The sequence below is a fragment of the Cohnella sp. LGH genome, assembly GCF_017671885.1.
GTDB lineage: Bacteria > Bacillota > Bacilli > Paenibacillales > Paenibacillaceae > Cohnella > Cohnella phaseoli.
In genome coordinates this window covers 2703184-2719197 of the sequence record NZ_CP072117.1, presented here as the reverse complement: position 1 = coordinate 2719197, position 16014 = coordinate 2703184, and the positions used below count along the sequence as shown (strand labels likewise).

Below are 16014 nucleotides of genomic sequence, written 5' to 3'. Positions count from 1 at the left end.
TAGGAGCAATTACATTTTGATTTGCCTTCGAATTCAGCCGCCGGCCAGGGCGGCTGTTTTTCATTTCTGCGAGCTGCAGGCGCTCAAGAAGCGCGATACGCCTTTCGATTCCCAGCTGAGTCCGTCGTACATCAACGAACCAATCTGGATGCTCCACCGTAACTGTAAGCAAACTGTCGAGCCTATCAATTCGCTGCTGCAGCACATTCGCAACTACTACTGCGTTCACCGCATTCACTCCATTCTGTAGTTTGATAGATTAGAGTGGCGCCAGTACGCCATGCAGTCCGGTCACGATCTGGACCGGCAACTTACGCGTGACTACCAATGCCACCGACTCACCGGCTTCGCCAGCCTGCCGATAATACTTGCGATTGTAGCTGTCGGTCCGCTCGCCATCCTTGACGATCAACATTTCGGCCGTCTCTCGAACGATAGATTTGCCCACAAGGACGCTCATTTGCACCCAACTCACCTCCTTTCCTCAAAAGCAGCAATGTCCGGTTCTCGAATGAGCCATTGCCGCCCCTCTTTGAACCCTTTTATTTTTCCCGATCCTAGCCATTCTCGAATGGTATAAACTGATACGTTATACCTTTCCGCTACCTGCTGATCAGTATAAAGAGGGGGCAACCTCTCCTGATCGCGTACTCCATAACCATTTACGAGTGATCGAACTACTTCTTTCTGTTCATCGGGGTTAAGCCAATTTAATAATTGAGATACGATTCCTGTTGCTTGAATAACGCGACTCATTACGTCACCCCTTTTCTGGATGATGAAACAATTCACTCTGTTTCGTTTTCGAAACTTCTGGACAAACAAAATACTCATCAGCACTGATACCATACATAGAGCAAATAGCTCTAACCTCAAACATTGCGAAGTCCCCGCCTGTTCCATTAAGATTCTGATTGAGAGCACTTTTAGATTTACCCAATGCGAGTGCTAGATCATGTTGCTTGATTCTATTTTCCCCCATGAATGCTTTAAACTTGGAATATGGCACATGTCGACGCTTAACAATCCCCATGATTGAACCTCCCCTCTCTTGTTTCGTATTCGAAACTTCACACCCAAAGTATAAACACCTCTTTGTTTCGATGTCAACAACAAATGTACGTTTTTCTAGAATTATGTTGCGAATTCGAAACTTATCTGCTAATATTTGTTTAGACCCATCTAAACAACAGTTGCTCTGGAGGTTTTGTTAGTGTATTCACTCGGCAATAAGATCAAAGAGCTAAGAACAAATAGAGGCCTCACCCAAGAGACCTTAGCACAACAGTTCAATGACTTGTTCGGGACAAATATTAATAAGAGCATGATTTCAAAATGGGAAAACAATGTCGAAGAACCAAGCTTAGATAATGGACGAAAGATCGTTGCATTCTTTGGAATTACACTAGATGATCTTTTAGGATTGAACCTTGATTCTAAAGATAAAGATGATAACCTCAAGGATATTGCCGCTCAATGTGATGGCGAGGATTGGACAGAAGAAGAACTAGAAGTAATTCGTTCGTTTAAGGAGCTTATTAAGTCCTGGCGCCCCAAGAAGTGATGATTCTTTGTAAATAATCTCTTGTAAAACTGTCGACATGCCATTTTGCTGCGTATAATCTTGCGCTTCCCCGCCGCAAGGCGGTTTATCATACCCACTTATCGAACATATGTTTGGAGTGATGGAAATGCCTAGAAAAAGAAAAGATGATGAATATCCAGGAGTGCGGAAACGAGGGAAGGGGTACACATATCGGTATGATATTCCGATCGTCAAGCCTGACGGCAAACCAGGAAGAAAACAAACCGACACACCACAATACCCTACTGCATTAGAGGCATATCAAGCAGGTGTGTTGATAGAGGCGGAGTTGATCAAAGGGACGTTTGTCGATCCAATTAATGCATCATTTGATGATTGGTCTACAAAGGGGCTAGAAATGTACGCAAAGGCCAAAAACTTAAAATCAAAAACTATTGTCTCCCATACATCAAACCTCAGCCACGCTAGAAAATATTTCAAAGGAAAAAAATTTAAAGATATTGAATCTCATGAGTATCAGAATTATCTTTTTTATTTGCGGGACGATCTAAACCTAAAGAACAATACAATATCAATGTATCATTCATCCGCAAAACTACTTTGGGGACTCGCAGTAAGTCATAAGATGATCGCAGTAGATATTACAGAAAATGTAACCCCACCAAAGCATGAGATTACTGTTGAACAGTTGATTTCTATCCAAGACGATGAATTGCCAGAGTATCTCGAGAAAGAACAATTAGCATCTCTCCTACGAACTATCAAGCTGATGGAGTCTGAGCAACAAACTACAATTGAAGCTTTTGCAATGAGGCAACTATTCAGGGCAGTTTATGTACTTTCTAATACCGGATTGCGCGTTGGTGAGTTATGCGCTTTGGTGCCAGATCGTATAGACAAGCGGAAGAAAGAAATTGTTGTGGCCGCAACACTTAATACACATAAAGGGTATTCAGGCCACCACCTAGGAACGCCTAAAAACTCAAAGCTGAGACGAGTCGGAGTAGTCCAGTCCGTAATAGAAATGCTTGATTCCCAGATAACCGACGTAAAAGCTTTTAAGTTGTCAAAAGGAACAGATTTTTACTCAGGACCTCTGCATGTATTCGTTGGTTATAAGGAATACCCCGGATGGCCACTTATTACCAAGGAATTGGGAACAGGACTCCGCGAAGCATTAACTAGAGCAGAACTACCAACTAGCATCACCCCACATAAATTAAGACACACTTATGCAAGTCTTTGTGCGGAGGCCGGAATGCCTCTAGAAGATATTCAGACTCAACTGGGACATGCTTCAGACAAAATGACACGTTTGATTTATACGCACGTGACCGAAGCTCGCAGAAAAGCAAATGTAGACAAACTCGAACTCCTCCTCTCTCCTCTAATTCACGATATCTGATATCCATTGTGGGCATGTCGTGGGCAAATCCCCTGAAACACCAGTCATTTCATGTTATAATTTCTATAAGGTTAATAGTTCCAGACTATAGGAGGGCCGCCATATGGAGTTCCGACAATTGCAATACGCCATCCAGATCGCACAGGAAAGAAACTTCTCGCGCGCCGCGGAAAAGCTTCATATCGCGCAGCCGTCGCTCAGCCAGCAGCTGTCCAAGTTGGAAAAGGAGCTTGGCGTGCTGCTGTTCAAACGGAGCACCAACTCCGTCGAATTGACGCATGCGGGCGACGTATTCGTCAAAAAAGCGCAGCAAATCGTCGATATGGCCGACCAGCTTCGCCGCGAAATGGAGGATATCGCCGACATGCGCAAAGGCCGTCTCGTCGTGGGCAGTCTGCCGATGACCGGCGCTCATGTGCTGCCGCATGTGCTCCCCGCTTTCCGGGAGGCATATCCGAACATTGAAATTGTGCTGATCGAAGAGACGACGCGGCAGTTGGAGCAGTTAACCGCCAGCGGCGGGACCGACGTCAGCTTGCTGTCGCTGCCGCTGATCGAGCCTTCGCTCGCCTATCTTCCCGTCATCGAGGAAGTCATCTGCCTAGCCGTTCCACCCGACCACCCGCTGGCACAGTATCGTGATAAAGCTGTCTCCGTCTCCCAGTTGAAGGACGAACCGTTTATTTTGCTGAAGAAAGGTCAAGGCTTCCGTCTGATCGCTCACGACATGTGCGCCGCAGCCGGCTTCGACCCTCGCGTCGTCTTCGAGAGCGCCAACATCGACACCGTTCAGGCTCTGGTCGCCGCGGGCATGGGAGTCGCCTTCCTGCCGAAGATGGTAACGCGCAGCGACTGGCAGGGCCGTGCTCCGGTCTACTTAAGGCTGGAAGGCAATCCAACGCGTACGCTGGTCATCGCCTATCGTAAGGGAAGATACCTGTCCAACGCCGCCGAAGCGTTCATCTCCACTTTCCGTTCTACGATCGACAAAATCGACTTGGGAAAATGACTTGGGGAAATAGTGTACAATTGTGCAATCGGCGGCAGGGGGCGGCAGTATCGACGGCGGGGGCTCATAACGGCCTGTAGGGCCGTTATGCGCACCATTCACACGTTTCCGAACCTTTAACGGTCTGCCAGACCGTTATACGCACCATCCGCACGTTTCCCGAACCTTTAACGGTCTGCCAGACCGTTATGCGCACCATTCACACGTTTCCCGAACCTTTAACGGTCTGCCAGACCGTTATGCACACCATCCACTCGTTTCCCGAACCTATAACGGTCTGCCAGACCGTTATGCGCACCATTCACACGTTTCCCGAACCTCTAACAAACCCCCGAGCCAGCCAGCTCAATTGTACAAATGCGGTCTGCGATCGGAAAATACCGGAATGCGGCCGCGCACCTCGTCGACAAGCGCCAAGTCGACGTCGGCGACGACAATCGTCTCCTCTTCGCCGGCTTCGACAAGCACTTCGCCCCACGGATCGATGACCATCGAGTGGCCGAAGAAGTTCGTTCCGCCGCTCTCGCCAACCGTATTGCAAGCGACAACGAACATCTGGTTCTCGATCGCTCGAGCTTGCAGCAGAGTTCTCCAGTGATGCAGCCGCGGATGCGGCCATTCCGCCGGAACGATCAGCAGCTTCGCCCCGCCAAGCGCCAACTTGCGTGCAAGCTCGGGAAAACGAATGTCGTAACAGATCATCGCCGCTGCCGGAATCCCTTCCAGTTCGAACGCTCCCGCCGTGTCTCCCGATTCCAGGTGCAGATGCTCGTTCATTAGCTGGAACAGGTGAATTTTGCTGTATTCGGCAATCGCTTCTCCCGTTCGGTCGAATACGTGGAGCGTGTTCGTGACTCCGTCGCCGCGAAGCTGCGCGATCGATCCCGCCAGCACGACGATGCCATGACGTCGACAGAAGTCGGCTACGACCCGCTTCGAGCGCTCTCCGTCCGGGTCCGCCAGCTTGCGGATTTCCGTTAAAGCATAGCCCGTATTCCACATTTCCGGCAGCACGATCAAATCCGGTTTAGGCGCAAGCGCAGCGGCCTCTTCCAGCTTCGCCTCCATTTTCGCGAAATTCGCTTCCGTATTCCCCGCTTCTATATTCATCTGAACTAGCGCAATCCGCAATTGACTCACCGCTATTCACTCCACTTCGACAATAGACTTATGACCTCCATCGTACTGTATCCTCCCCGTTCCGGCAACAAATTCGGACCATATCATACTATTCCCACCCGTAATATTTGAATTATTTCTCGAAAACAGCCCGAATCCGTTGCCGAGCCGTTTCCATTATGCTACATTCAACCTATCCTATTTCAAGCATGACGGAGCGTGACGATTGAGCATGAGTTTTAAGATTACTCCGGCGAAGCGGATGCAAGCTTTGCCCGAACAGTTTTTCGCCGCACTGGTCGCCAAAGCGAACGCCCGAGCGGCAACCGGCAGCGATGTCATCAATCTCGGACAGGGCAATCCCGATTTGCCTACTCCGCGCAATATCGTGGAACGACTAAAAACCGCTTCCGAAAATCCTTTGTACCACAAATACCCGCCTTTTCGCGGGTTTGCGTTCCTGAAGCAAGCCGTCGCCGAGCGTTACAAAGCGGATTACGGCGTCGAGCTTCATCCAGAGACAGAGGTCGCCGTTTTGTTCGGCGGCAAGTCCGGCCTCGTCGAAATCAGCCAAATCTACCTTGATCCGGGCGACGTGTGCCTCGTTCCCGATCCGGGTTATCCGGATTACTGGTCGGGCGTCGCGCTGGCCGGCGGAGAAATGTGCTTCATGCCTCTAAAGGAAGAGAACGGCTTTCTGCCCGACTACGATGCGGTTCCGTCCGGCGCTCTCGACCGGGCCAAGCTGATGTTCCTCAACTATCCGAACAACCCGACGGCGGCAACGGCAACGCCCGAATTCTACGAGCGAACCGTCGCATTCGCGCGTAAGCACGGCATCGTCGTCGCCAGCGATTTCGCCTACGGCGCGATCGGCTTCGACGGCCAGCGTCCGGTCAGCTTCCTGGAAACGCCGGGGGCCAAAGAAGTCGGGGTCGAATTTTATACCCTGTCCAAAACTTACAATATGGCGGGTTGGAGAGTCGGCTTTGCCGTCGGCAATGCGGCCATCATCGAGCAGATCAACCTGATCCAGGACCATATGTACTGCAGCCTGTTCGGCGGCATACAGGAAGCCGCCGCTGAGGCGCTGACCGGTCCGCAGCAATCCGTCAGAGAGCTGGTGGCGACTTACGAAAGCCGGCGCAACGCTCTGTACGCGGCGTTGGACGAGATCGGCTGGATAGCTCCGAAGCCTGCAGGCTCTTTTTTCTGCTGGCTGCCGATCGCCAAGGGACATACCTCGATGTCATTCGCCAATCTGCTGCTCGAACAGGCGGACGTCGTCGTCGCTCCCGGCTCCGGATTCGGCGATAGCGGCGAAGGCTACGTCCGGCTCGGACTGTTGACGAGCGAAGAACGGCTGCGCGAGGTGGCGGCTAGAGTCGGACGGCTCGGGCTGTTCTAATCCCGCCCCTCCCGCCCTCATTCCTTTACAACCCTTGCAGCGCATGGTATTCTTAGGTTATTCGAGCGCCGGGGCGACCGGCGCGATTATAGCAACGCCATGACGGGAAACGAAGCGAACCCGGGCACGCGCAGAGAGCAAGTTCCTTGGCTGAGAGAACTTGCCTTGCCCCCCGCCTCCCCCATCCCCGAGCGGACGGCGACGAGCCGGACAGCGCCCGCTGTTATCGGGAGCATGAGAGGACGGATGCCTCTGTATTCTGGCGCCGTCAACGAAGGTGGTATCGCGGAAGTTAAGCTTTCGTCCTTTACGGGGCGAGAGTTTTTTTTATGGCTGGATAAGGGGTTGGACGTATGAGCAAACGTATCGTAGTCAAAATAGGCAGCAGCTCCCTCACCTCCGAGCAAGGCGGATTAAACCGCGATCAGGTGAAGTTTTTTGCCGATGAGCTGGCGTCGCTGCACGCGGAAGGTCATCAGGTGCTGCTCGTCACTTCGGGGGCAATCGCGGCGGGCTTCCGCCGTCTGGGATACGCGACAAGGCCGAAGCTGGTGCATGAGAAGCAGGCCGCCGCTGCCGTAGGCCAGGCGCTGCTGATGCAGGCCTATCAGGAGGCGCTGGGCGCAAGCGGAATCGCCGCCGCGCAAATTCTGCTCACCCGGCCGGATTTCAGCAATCGGGGCCGAGCGCAGAACGCTACCCGCACGATCGAGGAGCTGCTGAAGCAACAAGCGATTCCAATCATTAACGAGAACGACACCGTCGCCGTCGACGAAATCAAATTCGGAGAGAACGATTCCCTCTCCGCGCTGGTCGCCAATCTGGTCAAAGCCGACGGCTTATACATTCTGACCGACATGGACGGACTGTACACCGGCGATCCTCGCAAAATGCCGGAGGCTGTTCGGATCGAGAGCGTCGACACACTCACCGAGGAGCTGTACCAAATGGCGGGAGGAGCCGGCTCGTCGGTCGGCACCGGCGGCATGCGATCCAAGCTCGACGCGGCTCGCATCGCCATGCGCGGCGGCGTTCCCCTATTCGTCGGACGGGTGTCGGAGTCCGGCGATCTGCAGGCTGCGGCAGCCGGACGGGGCAAGGGCACTTATTTCGTGCCGGCTCTCCACTCGCTGTCCGCGAAGAAGCATTGGGTCGGGTTTCTGTCCGATCCGCAAGGAAAAATTATCGTCGACGGCGGAGCCGAAGACGCGCTGCTCAACCGGGGAAGCAGCCTGCTTCCCGCAGGCATTACGGCGGCGGAGGGCGATTTTCATCCCGGCGAAGTCGTCGAGGTCGTCGGCAGCGATGGCCGCGTGCTGGGAAGAGGCATTTCCAACTATGCCCCTTGGCAGATCACCGCCGTCGCAGGCTTATCCACCGACGAGGCGCGCAAGCGCGTCGACGTCGCCCGCATCGAAGTCATCCATCGTGACGAATGGGTCGCAGCTACGATCTTAAAGGAGGCGCATGCAAATGAGTGAAGTGATAACGAAAGCTAGAGCGGCACGCGAAACGACTACGGCATTAAACAATCTGACAACCGCGCAGAAGAACGAGGCGCTGCTGCTGATCGCGGACGCGCTGATCGCAGCGCAGGAGCGGCTGCTTGCCGCCAATGAGGAAGATATCGTCCGCGGCCGGGAACAGGGCACGTCCGAATCGATGCTCGACCGGCTGAAGCTGACCCCGGAGCGGCTGCAAGGCATCGCCCAAGGCGTTCGCGAGGTCGTTGAGCTGCCCGATCCGGTCGGCGAAACGCTGCACCGATTCGAGCGGCCGAACGGGCTGCATATCGAGCAGCGCCGCGTGCCGCTGGGCGTCATCGGCATGATCTACGAATCGCGCCCGAACGTCACCGTCGACGCCGCGTCTTTGTGCCTGAAAACCGGCAACGCCGTCGTGCTTCGCGGCGGCTCCGCCGCACTTTCCTCCAATCGCGCCATTATCGCGGTAATGAGAGAAGCATTGTCCCGCTCTGACCTGCCCGAAGACGCGCTTCAATTGATCGAGGACTCCGACCGCAAATCGGTCGACGAAATGCTGAAGCTGAACGGGCTGCTGGACGTCATTATCCCGCGCGGCGGAGCGTCGCTTATCCGCAATGTCGTGCAGAACGCGACGGTTCCCGTCATCGAGACCGGCGCGGGCATCTGCCATACGTATGCGGACGAGAGCGCCGATTACGCCATGCTGGCGGCGATTGCCCTGAATGCGAAGGTGCAGCGCCCGTCGGTGTGCAACTCCATGGAGACGCTGCTGCTGCACGAGTCGTTCGCGGCCAAGCATCTTGCGGCGCTCGCCGACAAGTTCATCCAATCCGGCGTCGCCCTGAAGGGCTGCGAAGCTTCGCGCCAGATCGTTCCGACAATCGAACTCGCAACAGAAGAAGACTTCGCCACTGAATACAACGACTACATTTTGAATCTGAAAATTGTAAAAGATGTAGACGAGGCGCTCGCCCATATTCGCAAGTACGGCACACAGCATTCGGAATGCATCGTAACGGAAAACGCGGAGAACGCCGACCGCTTCCTGCAGGAAGTCGACGCCGCCGCCGTCTACCACAACGCCTCCACCCGCTTTACCGACGGATTCGAATTCGGTTTCGGGGCGGAGATCGGCATCAGCACGCAGAAGCTGCACGCACGCGGCCCGATGGGACTGCCTGCCTTGACCTCCACGAAATACCGCGTCGTCGGAACGGGCCAAATCAGAGCTTAGGAGCTGTAAATAAGATGACGAATTCAACCTCATCCCCTTTGCGGGGAGTTCGACTTTGCTTTTACGGTGCCGGCTCGATGGCGGAAGCGATTTTGCGCGGGCTGGTCGAGCCCAAGCTGGCCGAACCGGGCAGCATCTCCGTCATGAACCGGCAGAACGCCGAGCGTCTTCGGGAGCTGTCCTCCCGCTACGGCGTCGTCCCTGCCGATACGGACGACAAGAAAAGCGCCGCGCTAACGTCCGCCGACGTCGTCGTGCTCGGTATGAAGCCGAAGGACGCCGCCGGAGCGATCCGCGCGCTTAAGCCGCTGCTTCGTCCGGACCAGCTCGTCGTCTCGCTGATCGCCGGTCTGTCCATCTCCACGATTCATCAGCTGCTTGGCCGGGAGCAGCCCGTCGTGCGCACTATGCCGAATACGTCCAGCACAATTGGACTCGGCGCGACGGGCATCAGCTTCTCCGAAGGCGTCTCCGCGGAGCGTCGCGAATTGGCGCTGACGATGTTCGGCGCGATCGGCATGACCGCTGTCGTCGAAGAGCCGCTAATCGAAGCGGTTAACGGCGTATCCGGCAGCGGTCCGGCCTACGTCTACTACTTAATGGAAGCGATGATCGACGCCGGCGTAAGGCTCGGCCTGACGCCTGAAGCGGCGAAGGCCCTTACCGTTCAGACGGTTAGGGGAGCGGCCGAGATGGTGCTCGTCACTGACGAAGATCCGGAGCAATTGCGCCGCAAGGTGACGTCTCCGAACGGAACGACCGAAGCGGCCATCCAAACGCTGGAGCGGTTCGAGTTTCGCGATGCGATGAACCAGGCCATCGTCCGCTGCGCGGAAAGAGCCCGCGAGATGGGCGATGCGATCCGGGAAGAGGCCGCTAAACTTTGATTTGCACGGAAAGAAGGTTGATCTCGAATGAATCTATCCCAATCCTATAGCTTGGCTACTTACCGTCTGCATGACGACAAGGCCGATTTCGCCAAGAAAGCTCAGGGCATCGCCGTCGGCCTGACGGTCGGCAGCTGGACCGAGCTTCCGGAAGCGGCCAAGGAGCAAATGCAGAAACATCTCGGCCAAGTCGTATCAATAGACGCGCATGAGCCTGAAGGGGCGCAGCCGGGCGAACGCTATGCCGACATTACGATCGCCTACCCGGACGTTAACTTCAGCCGGGATATTCCCGCGTTTCTGGTGACCGCGTTCGGCAAGCTGTCGATGGACGGTCGCATCAAGCTGATCGATATTGCGCCGTCCGCCGATTTCCTGAGCGTATTCACCGGGCCGAAATTCGGCATTGAGGGCGTGCGGGGTTTGCTCGGCGTTCACGACCGTCCGCTCGTGATGAGCATTTTCAAATCCGTCATAGGCCACGATCTCGCCAATCTTCGCGAGCAATTCCTCCAGCAGGCGCTGGGCGGCGTCGACTTGATCAAGGACGACGAAATATTGTTCGAGAATCCGTTGACTCCGTTGGAACGCCGCGTGGAAGCGTGCGTATCCGCCGCCCGCGAAGCGGAGCGGACGACCGGACAGAAGCTGATCTATTTCGCGAACTTAACCGGATCGACCTTCGAGCTGAAGGCGAACGCCAAGCGCGCGATTGCAGCCGGAGCGAACGGCCTCTTATTCAACGTGCTCGCCTACGGCTTCGATGCGCTGGCCGAGCTGGCCAAGGATCCGGACATCAACGTCCCGATCGCCGCCCATCCCGCCATGGCGGGAGCATTCTATCCGTCGCCTCACTACGGCATCTCCGCGCCCGTTCTGCTCGGCAAGCTGATGCGGATCGCCGGGGCGGATCTGTCGCTCTTCCCTTCCCCTTACGGCTCGGTCGTCATGCCGAAGGCGGAAAATCTCGCTGTGATGGAGGCGCTGCTGACGTCCGAGTTGCCGCAGAAGCCGTCGTTCCCGGTTCCGTCCGCAGGCATTCACCCGGGACTCGTCCCGCTCATTATGGGGGATTTTGGGCCGGAGGTCGTCGTTAACGCCGGCGGAGGCGTGCACGGCCATCCCGGAGGAGCGGCTGCCGGCGGACGCGCCTTCCGTCAGGCGGTAGATGCAACCAAAGCGGAAATCCAACTGGAAAAATACGCTGAAAATCACGAGGAATTGCGCATCGCGATCGAACGCTGGGGGGTACGCACATCTTGAACGGCACGACAGCCAGATTCCCGCGTCAGCCGGTATTGTTCTGCGACTTCGACGGAACGATCACGCTTAACGACAACATTATCGCCGTCATGAAGCATTTTAACCCGTCGGGTTGGGATGCGATCGTACAGGATATTATTGCCGACGCCAAGTCGGTCAAACAGGGTGTGGGCGAAATGTTCGCACTGCTCCCCTCTTCCATGCAACATGAGGTCAAAGACTATATTTTGACAAACGCAGGCATTCGTCCGGGCTTCGCCGAGCTGCTCGCCTGGTGCAAGGCGAACGACGTGCCGTTTTACGTGACGAGCGGCGGCATCGACTTTTTCGTCCATCCGCTGCTGGAGCCGTTCGGCATTCCGGCCGACCATATTTACTGCAACGGCAGCGATTTTAGCGGAGACCGCATCCGAATTACGTGGCCGCACGACTGCGACGAGCATTGCGACAACCGCGGCCGCTGCGGGATGTGCAAAACCGCCGTCATCCGCGGTTTTCCGGCAGATCGCTACTATCGTATTCTGATCGGAGACAGCGTTACCGATTTCCCCGGAGCGAAGATCGTCGATCTCGTTTTCTCACGCTCCCATCTGACGGACAAATGCCAGGAGCTGGGTCTTCCTCACCTGCCGTTCGAGACGTTCCACGACGTCATTCATCACCTGGAGCAAGGGGGCTTGCGCTCATGAGCTTCTCGGATATTACGACCGAAGACAAACGCCGCGTGCTGGGCGAATTTACCGAGGTGAAAGCGGAGTTCGCCTCGCGCGGCTGGTTTGCAGGCACGGGCGGCAATCTGTCGATGCGTATCGGCCCCTACTCGTCCGAGCGTTTTTATTTCGCCGTCACGGCCAGCGGCAAGGACAAGACGCGCTCGACGCCGGAGGATTTTCTATTCGTCGACCAGGACGGCAAGCCGTGCGAGGCGACGGCGCTCAAGCCTTCCGCCGAGACGTCGCTGCACCGCGAAATTTACCGACTGACGGGCGCCGGCGCCATTTTCCATATCCATAGCGTGTTCAACAACATCGTCTCCGAATGGTTCTGGGACCGCCGCGCCGTGCCGATTCAAGGGGTTGAGCTGATCAAGGCGTTCAATATCTGGGAGGAGGACGCGCGAATCGACGTGCCGATTCTCACCAATTACGCCGACGTGCCCCGCATCGTTCCGGAAATTACCGAACGGTTAGATCCTCGCGTACCCGGCCTGCTTATCCGCAAACACGGCATCTGCGCTTGGGGCAAGGACGCCTTTGAGGCGAAAAAGCACCTGGAAGCGTTCGAGTTTCTATTCGAGTACGTGTACCGCTGGGAACTGCTGAATAGAGGGAAGCCCTAAGAGGGACCCCTTGCAACTGGTATCAACGAGGCACAAATGGCTTTGTAATTAACGAGCATAAGGCCACTCGTGAAACGGCCCGTCGGGATGCAAGAGACAGAGACCCTGTCAAGCACTCAAACTTCCTTCCGTAAGAGTCTCGCAGGCCCTTAGAGTAGATCGATTTGCCGAATTTCCGTGCATAAGGGCCCCGCAGGCCCTTAGGAAAGATCGAGCACTCGATTTTCCGTGCATAAGGGTCTCACAGGCCCTTAGAGAAGATCGATCTCTCAAATTTCCGTGCATAAGGGTCTCACAGGCACTTAGAGAAGATCAAGCGCTCGAACTTCCTTGCGTAAGGGTCCCGCAGGCCCTAAGGGAAGATCGAGCACTCGAATTTCCTTGCTTAAGGGAGTTCATCTACGCGAATTAGTCAGCCATAGAAAAATCCGCTTCCACATCTGCCCCAAGCAGTCGGAGAAGCGGATTTTCTTTTACGTTCGATTTAGCGGCCCGAGCGGAACTTCTGCGCGTGGTCGCGAGCCTCCTCAACGTTCGTGACACGATTTCGATTCCATTCGAAAAGAATCCGATCGATATAACGAAAGCTCAGCTTGCCCGCAAACACCGATTCCTTCAGCGCAAAGCGGATCAGTTCCTCCGGATACTGGTCCTGGTCGAGCCAGCTGTTCATCGTCTCGAACTCCATCGGCGTCAGCGGGCGGCCGAATTCCTGCTCGAACAGCGTAAACAGGCTGCCCGCCACCGGAGCCAGCGTCGGACGCGCAGACTGTCTGTCGCGGGCCGCAGCGGCCTCTTCCTCTTGTCCGCCCCGAAGCGGCAGCTCGCCGGCTGACAGCAAAGCTCCGATCTCGTAGTAAAGTCCGGACAGGTTGTAACGCTCGGATTGAACGCCGCTTGCCGGATCGAACACTTCGTCGATCGAGACGAAGCCGAGCTTCATCAGCTTCTGCAGCGTCTGACCGACAAGCGACGGCGAGCAGCCCAATCTTTCCTGAAGCTGCTCGATCGTCGGAAAATCGTTCAGCTCCAGCTGGCGGTACGCGATCAGATGCAGAAGCAGCATCGTCTCCGTATCGTTCAGTTGAAGCGCTCTGTAGGTGCGAAGCAAGGCGTACGGAACGCTGACGGCTCCGTCCATGTAAGCCTCTGCCATTCCTTTGGCTAAAGAGCTGCGATCATTCATCCTTCGGTCTCAACCCCTTGGCCGACCAGCTTGGTGAGGACGAGCCGGTACGTATCTCTGGCAATCAGCAGCTCTTCGTTGGTCGGAACGACCAGCACGCTGACCGCGGAATCGTCGGTCGTAATTTTTCGAGGCTCCGGGGAACGGATCGCATTTTTCGCCTCGTCAAGCTGTACGCCGAAAAACGTCAGCCGCTCGCACACCGCCTTGCGCAGTACGTCCGAATTTTCCCCAACGCCCGCCGTGAAAATGATCGCATCCGCTCCATCCATTGCCGCAATGTAAGCTCCGATGTATTTGCGAATCCGATAAGTGTACATATCGAAAGCAAGCTTCGCGTTGTCGTTGCCGTCGTTCATCGCTTCGACGATCTCGCGCATGTCGCTGCTGACGCCCGAGATGGCAATCAGTCCGCTGTGCTTGTTCAACATCGAATTGACCTCGTTCAACGTCAGCTCTTCCTTGTTGATCGTATACGGCACGACGGCCGGATCAAGGTCTCCGCTGCGCGTTCCCATCATCAGCCCCTCCAGCGGGGTCATGCCCATGCTCGTATCGAACGATTTGCCGTGCAAAATCGCGGTGCAGCTCGCCCCGTTGCCGATATGGCACGTAATCAGCTTAAGCTGCTCAAGCGGCTTGCCCAGATACTCCGCCGCGCGTTGGCTAACATAGTCGTGCGACGTCCCGTGGAAGCCGTAGCGGCGAATTTTATGCTTGCGGTACAGCACGGTGGGAATGGCGTACAAATACGAGGTAGGCGGCATCGACTGATGGAACGCCGTATCGAACACGACTGCCTGCGGCACGTGCGGCAAGTTTTCTTCAACCGCGGCGATGCCCATCATATGCGCCGGATTGTGCAGCGGAGCCAGGTCGAACAGCCGACGAATTTCCAGCTTGACCTTGGCGTCGACCAGCACCGACTCGCTGAACGATTCGCCGCCGTGAACGACTCGATGGCCGACCGCCTGAATGTCCGAGATGTTCCGCAGCACGCCGAACTTCCGGTGCGTGAGCATGTCCAACACTTTTTTGACCGCTGTCGTATGATCGAGAATTTCGCTCACTTCCCGTACTTCCGGCTGATGCGCGACCTCGTGCGTCAGAATCGAGGAGTCCATGCCGATCCGCTCCACCCGCCCCGTCGCTATGGCCGTTTCCGTCTTCATATCGTACAGTTGATATTTGAGCGAGGAGCTTCCCGCGTTGATGACAAGAATGTTCATGACAGCCGATCACCGTCCTTGTTGTACTTGAAAAATCCGATTCCCGTCTTGATGCCGAGCTGACCTGCGCGCACTTTTTTCTTAAGCAAAAATGAAGGCCGATATTTCAGCTCGCCGTATTCCCGGAACATCCGTTCCAGAGCGGCCAAGACCGAATCGAGTCCGAACCTGTCCGCCATCTCCAATGGTCCATGCTCGAAGCTGTAGCCCATGCTCATCGCGTCGTCGATATCTTCGGGAGAGGCCACGCCCTCCTCCAGCACGTGCAGCGCCTCGTTGATAAGCAGGCAAATCAGCCTTGTCGTTACGTAACCCGGCGACTCGTACACCATGACGCCCTTTTTGGATAAAACATCGTCGACAAACGACTTGGTCTTGGCGAACGTCTCATCGGAGGTTTGCAGACCGCGAATAATCTCTACAACGTCGATTCGGAATGCCGGGTAAACGAAATGCATGCCGATGACGCGTCCCGGATATCGGCTTGCGCCGGCAAGCTCGGTCAAGCTCAATGTCGACGTATTGCTTGCCACGATCGCATCCGGAGTCAAAATATCGTCAATTTGCCGCATCACTTCTTTTTTGCTGTCGAGATCTTCGCTGATCGTTTCGATGACCAGATCGCATTTGGCCAGATCGTGCAAGGAGGATTCCATATGTATTCGGCTTAGCGTCAATTTCTTCTCCGCCGCCGTAATCGCCCATCTCTCGAGCTGTCGATCCAAGCTGGTCTCCAGCATTTCCCTTGCCTGCTGAAGCTTCTCCGGCGTCTTCTCCACCAGGTAGACGTCCAGTCCTTTCACAGCGAGCATCTCGGCAATGCTCTGTCCCATCGTGCCTGCTCCTACAACGCCAATGACTCTAAACATGCTTCTGTCCCTCCACCCCGAATGCAGCGATTT

At 55.5% G+C, this 16014-nt stretch carries 18 protein-coding genes; 11 read left to right on the top strand and 7 right to left on the bottom strand.

Going from position 1 to position 16014, the window contains the following annotated elements; genetic code table 11:
* Positions 1 to 16 precede the first annotated feature (16 nt).
* Positions 17 to 250: a hypothetical protein gene (locus J4772_RS11265; protein ID WP_209075263.1), complete on the top strand. Its 234-nt coding sequence runs from the start codon at positions 17 to 19 to the stop codon at positions 248 to 250.
* A gap of 9 nt (positions 251 to 259) precedes the next feature.
* Here the strand turns inward: J4772_RS11265 and J4772_RS11260 are convergent, their stop codons facing one another.
* Genes J4772_RS11260 through J4772_RS11250 form a run of 3 tightly spaced genes read right to left on the bottom strand, consistent with a single transcriptional unit; the run spans position 260 to position 1033 of the window.
* On the bottom strand, positions 260 to 466 hold the full coding sequence (locus J4772_RS11260; RefSeq protein WP_209075262.1) for a hypothetical protein: 207 nt from the start codon (positions 464 to 466) through the stop codon (positions 260 to 262).
* 5 nt (positions 467 to 471) lie between these two features.
* Positions 472 to 756: a helix-turn-helix domain-containing protein gene (locus tag J4772_RS11255; RefSeq protein WP_209075261.1), complete on the bottom strand. Its 285-nt coding sequence runs from the start codon at positions 754 to 756 to the stop codon at positions 472 to 474.
* Positions 757 to 760: 4 nt separating this feature from the next.
* Positions 761 to 1033 carry a helix-turn-helix domain-containing protein gene (locus J4772_RS11250; RefSeq protein WP_209075260.1) on the bottom strand — a complete coding sequence of 91 codons (273 nt, stop codon included), beginning with the start codon at positions 1031 to 1033 and terminating at the stop codon, positions 761 to 763.
* 180 nt (positions 1034 to 1213) lie between these two features.
* On the opposite strand from J4772_RS11250, the gene J4772_RS11245 reads away from it, so the two are divergent.
* From J4772_RS11245 to J4772_RS11235, 3 genes are all read left to right on the top strand, one after another.
* Positions 1214 to 1564 (top strand): helix-turn-helix domain-containing protein, encoded by a 351-nt coding sequence (locus J4772_RS11245; protein ID WP_247741073.1) that lies wholly within the window; start codon positions 1214 to 1216, stop codon positions 1562 to 1564.
* Between the two features lie 127 nt (positions 1565 to 1691).
* Positions 1692 to 2951: a tyrosine-type recombinase/integrase gene (locus tag J4772_RS11240; RefSeq protein WP_209075258.1), complete on the top strand. Its 1260-nt coding sequence runs from the start codon at positions 1692 to 1694 to the stop codon at positions 2949 to 2951.
* 103 nt (positions 2952 to 3054) lie between these two features.
* The gene (locus tag J4772_RS11235) at positions 3055 to 3960 is read left to right on the top strand and encodes a LysR family transcriptional regulator (RefSeq protein WP_209075257.1); all 906 of its coding nucleotides are present in this window, start codon (positions 3055 to 3057) and stop codon (positions 3958 to 3960) included.
* 345 nt (positions 3961 to 4305) lie between these two features.
* Here J4772_RS11235 and J4772_RS11230 read toward each other — a convergent pair whose 3' ends face one another.
* Positions 4306 to 5106: a carbon-nitrogen family hydrolase gene (locus tag J4772_RS11230; protein WP_371822894.1), complete on the bottom strand. Its 801-nt coding sequence runs from the start codon at positions 5104 to 5106 to the stop codon at positions 4306 to 4308.
* A 205-nt stretch (positions 5107 to 5311) separates the two neighbouring features.
* On the opposite strand from J4772_RS11230, the gene J4772_RS11225 reads away from it, so the two are divergent.
* The 7 genes from J4772_RS11225 (at position 5312) to mtnB (ending at position 12697) form a co-directional block, all read left to right on the top strand.
* A complete protein-coding gene (locus J4772_RS11225; protein WP_209075256.1) occupies positions 5312 to 6487 on the top strand; it encodes a pyridoxal phosphate-dependent aminotransferase in 1176 nt (391 codons plus the stop codon).
* 353 nt (positions 6488 to 6840) lie between these two features.
* A complete protein-coding gene (proB, locus tag J4772_RS11220) occupies positions 6841 to 7968 on the top strand; it encodes a glutamate 5-kinase (protein ID WP_209075255.1) in 1128 nt (375 codons plus the stop codon).
* Positions 7961 to 9208 carry a glutamate-5-semialdehyde dehydrogenase gene (locus tag J4772_RS11215; RefSeq protein WP_116064497.1) on the top strand — a complete coding sequence of 416 codons (1248 nt, stop codon included), beginning with the start codon at positions 7961 to 7963 and terminating at the stop codon, positions 9206 to 9208. Before proB ends, J4772_RS11215 begins: the two co-directional genes overlap by 8 nt.
* Positions 9209 to 9222: 14 nt before the next feature.
* A complete protein-coding gene (gene proC / locus J4772_RS11210; protein WP_209075254.1) occupies positions 9223 to 10095 on the top strand; it encodes a pyrroline-5-carboxylate reductase in 873 nt (290 codons plus the stop codon).
* Positions 10096 to 10122: 27 nt separating this feature from the next.
* The gene (locus J4772_RS11205) at positions 10123 to 11358 is read left to right on the top strand and encodes a 2,3-diketo-5-methylthiopentyl-1-phosphate enolase (RefSeq protein WP_209075253.1); all 1236 of its coding nucleotides are present in this window, start codon (positions 10123 to 10125) and stop codon (positions 11356 to 11358) included.
* Positions 11355 to 12047 (top strand): 2-hydroxy-3-keto-5-methylthiopentenyl-1-phosphate phosphatase, encoded by a 693-nt coding sequence (locus J4772_RS11200; protein WP_209075252.1) that lies wholly within the window; start codon positions 11355 to 11357, stop codon positions 12045 to 12047. The genes J4772_RS11205 and J4772_RS11200 overlap by 4 nt, the downstream gene beginning before the upstream one ends.
* Positions 12044 to 12697 (top strand): methylthioribulose 1-phosphate dehydratase, encoded by a 654-nt coding sequence (mtnB, locus tag J4772_RS11195; protein ID WP_209075251.1) that lies wholly within the window; start codon positions 12044 to 12046, stop codon positions 12695 to 12697. The genes J4772_RS11200 and mtnB overlap by 4 nt, the downstream gene beginning before the upstream one ends.
* Positions 12698 to 13181: 484 nt before the next feature.
* Here mtnB and J4772_RS11190 read toward each other — a convergent pair whose 3' ends face one another.
* The 3 genes from J4772_RS11190 to J4772_RS11180 are packed head-to-tail and all read right to left on the bottom strand — an operon-like array spanning position 13182 to position 15981.
* The gene (locus J4772_RS11190; RefSeq protein WP_116064492.1) at positions 13182 to 13883 is read right to left on the bottom strand and encodes a DnaD domain-containing protein; all 702 of its coding nucleotides are present in this window, start codon (positions 13881 to 13883) and stop codon (positions 13182 to 13184) included.
* Positions 13880 to 15112 carry an acetate kinase gene (locus J4772_RS11185; protein ID WP_116064491.1) on the bottom strand — a complete coding sequence of 411 codons (1233 nt, stop codon included), beginning with the start codon at positions 15110 to 15112 and terminating at the stop codon, positions 13880 to 13882. The genes J4772_RS11190 and J4772_RS11185 overlap by 4 nt, the downstream gene beginning before the upstream one ends.
* Positions 15109 to 15981, bottom strand: coding sequence for a 3-hydroxyacyl-CoA dehydrogenase family protein (locus tag J4772_RS11180; protein WP_116064490.1), 873 nt, complete (start codon positions 15979 to 15981; stop codon positions 15109 to 15111). The genes J4772_RS11185 and J4772_RS11180 overlap by 4 nt, the downstream gene beginning before the upstream one ends.
* Positions 15982 to 16014: the final 33 nt, after the last annotated feature.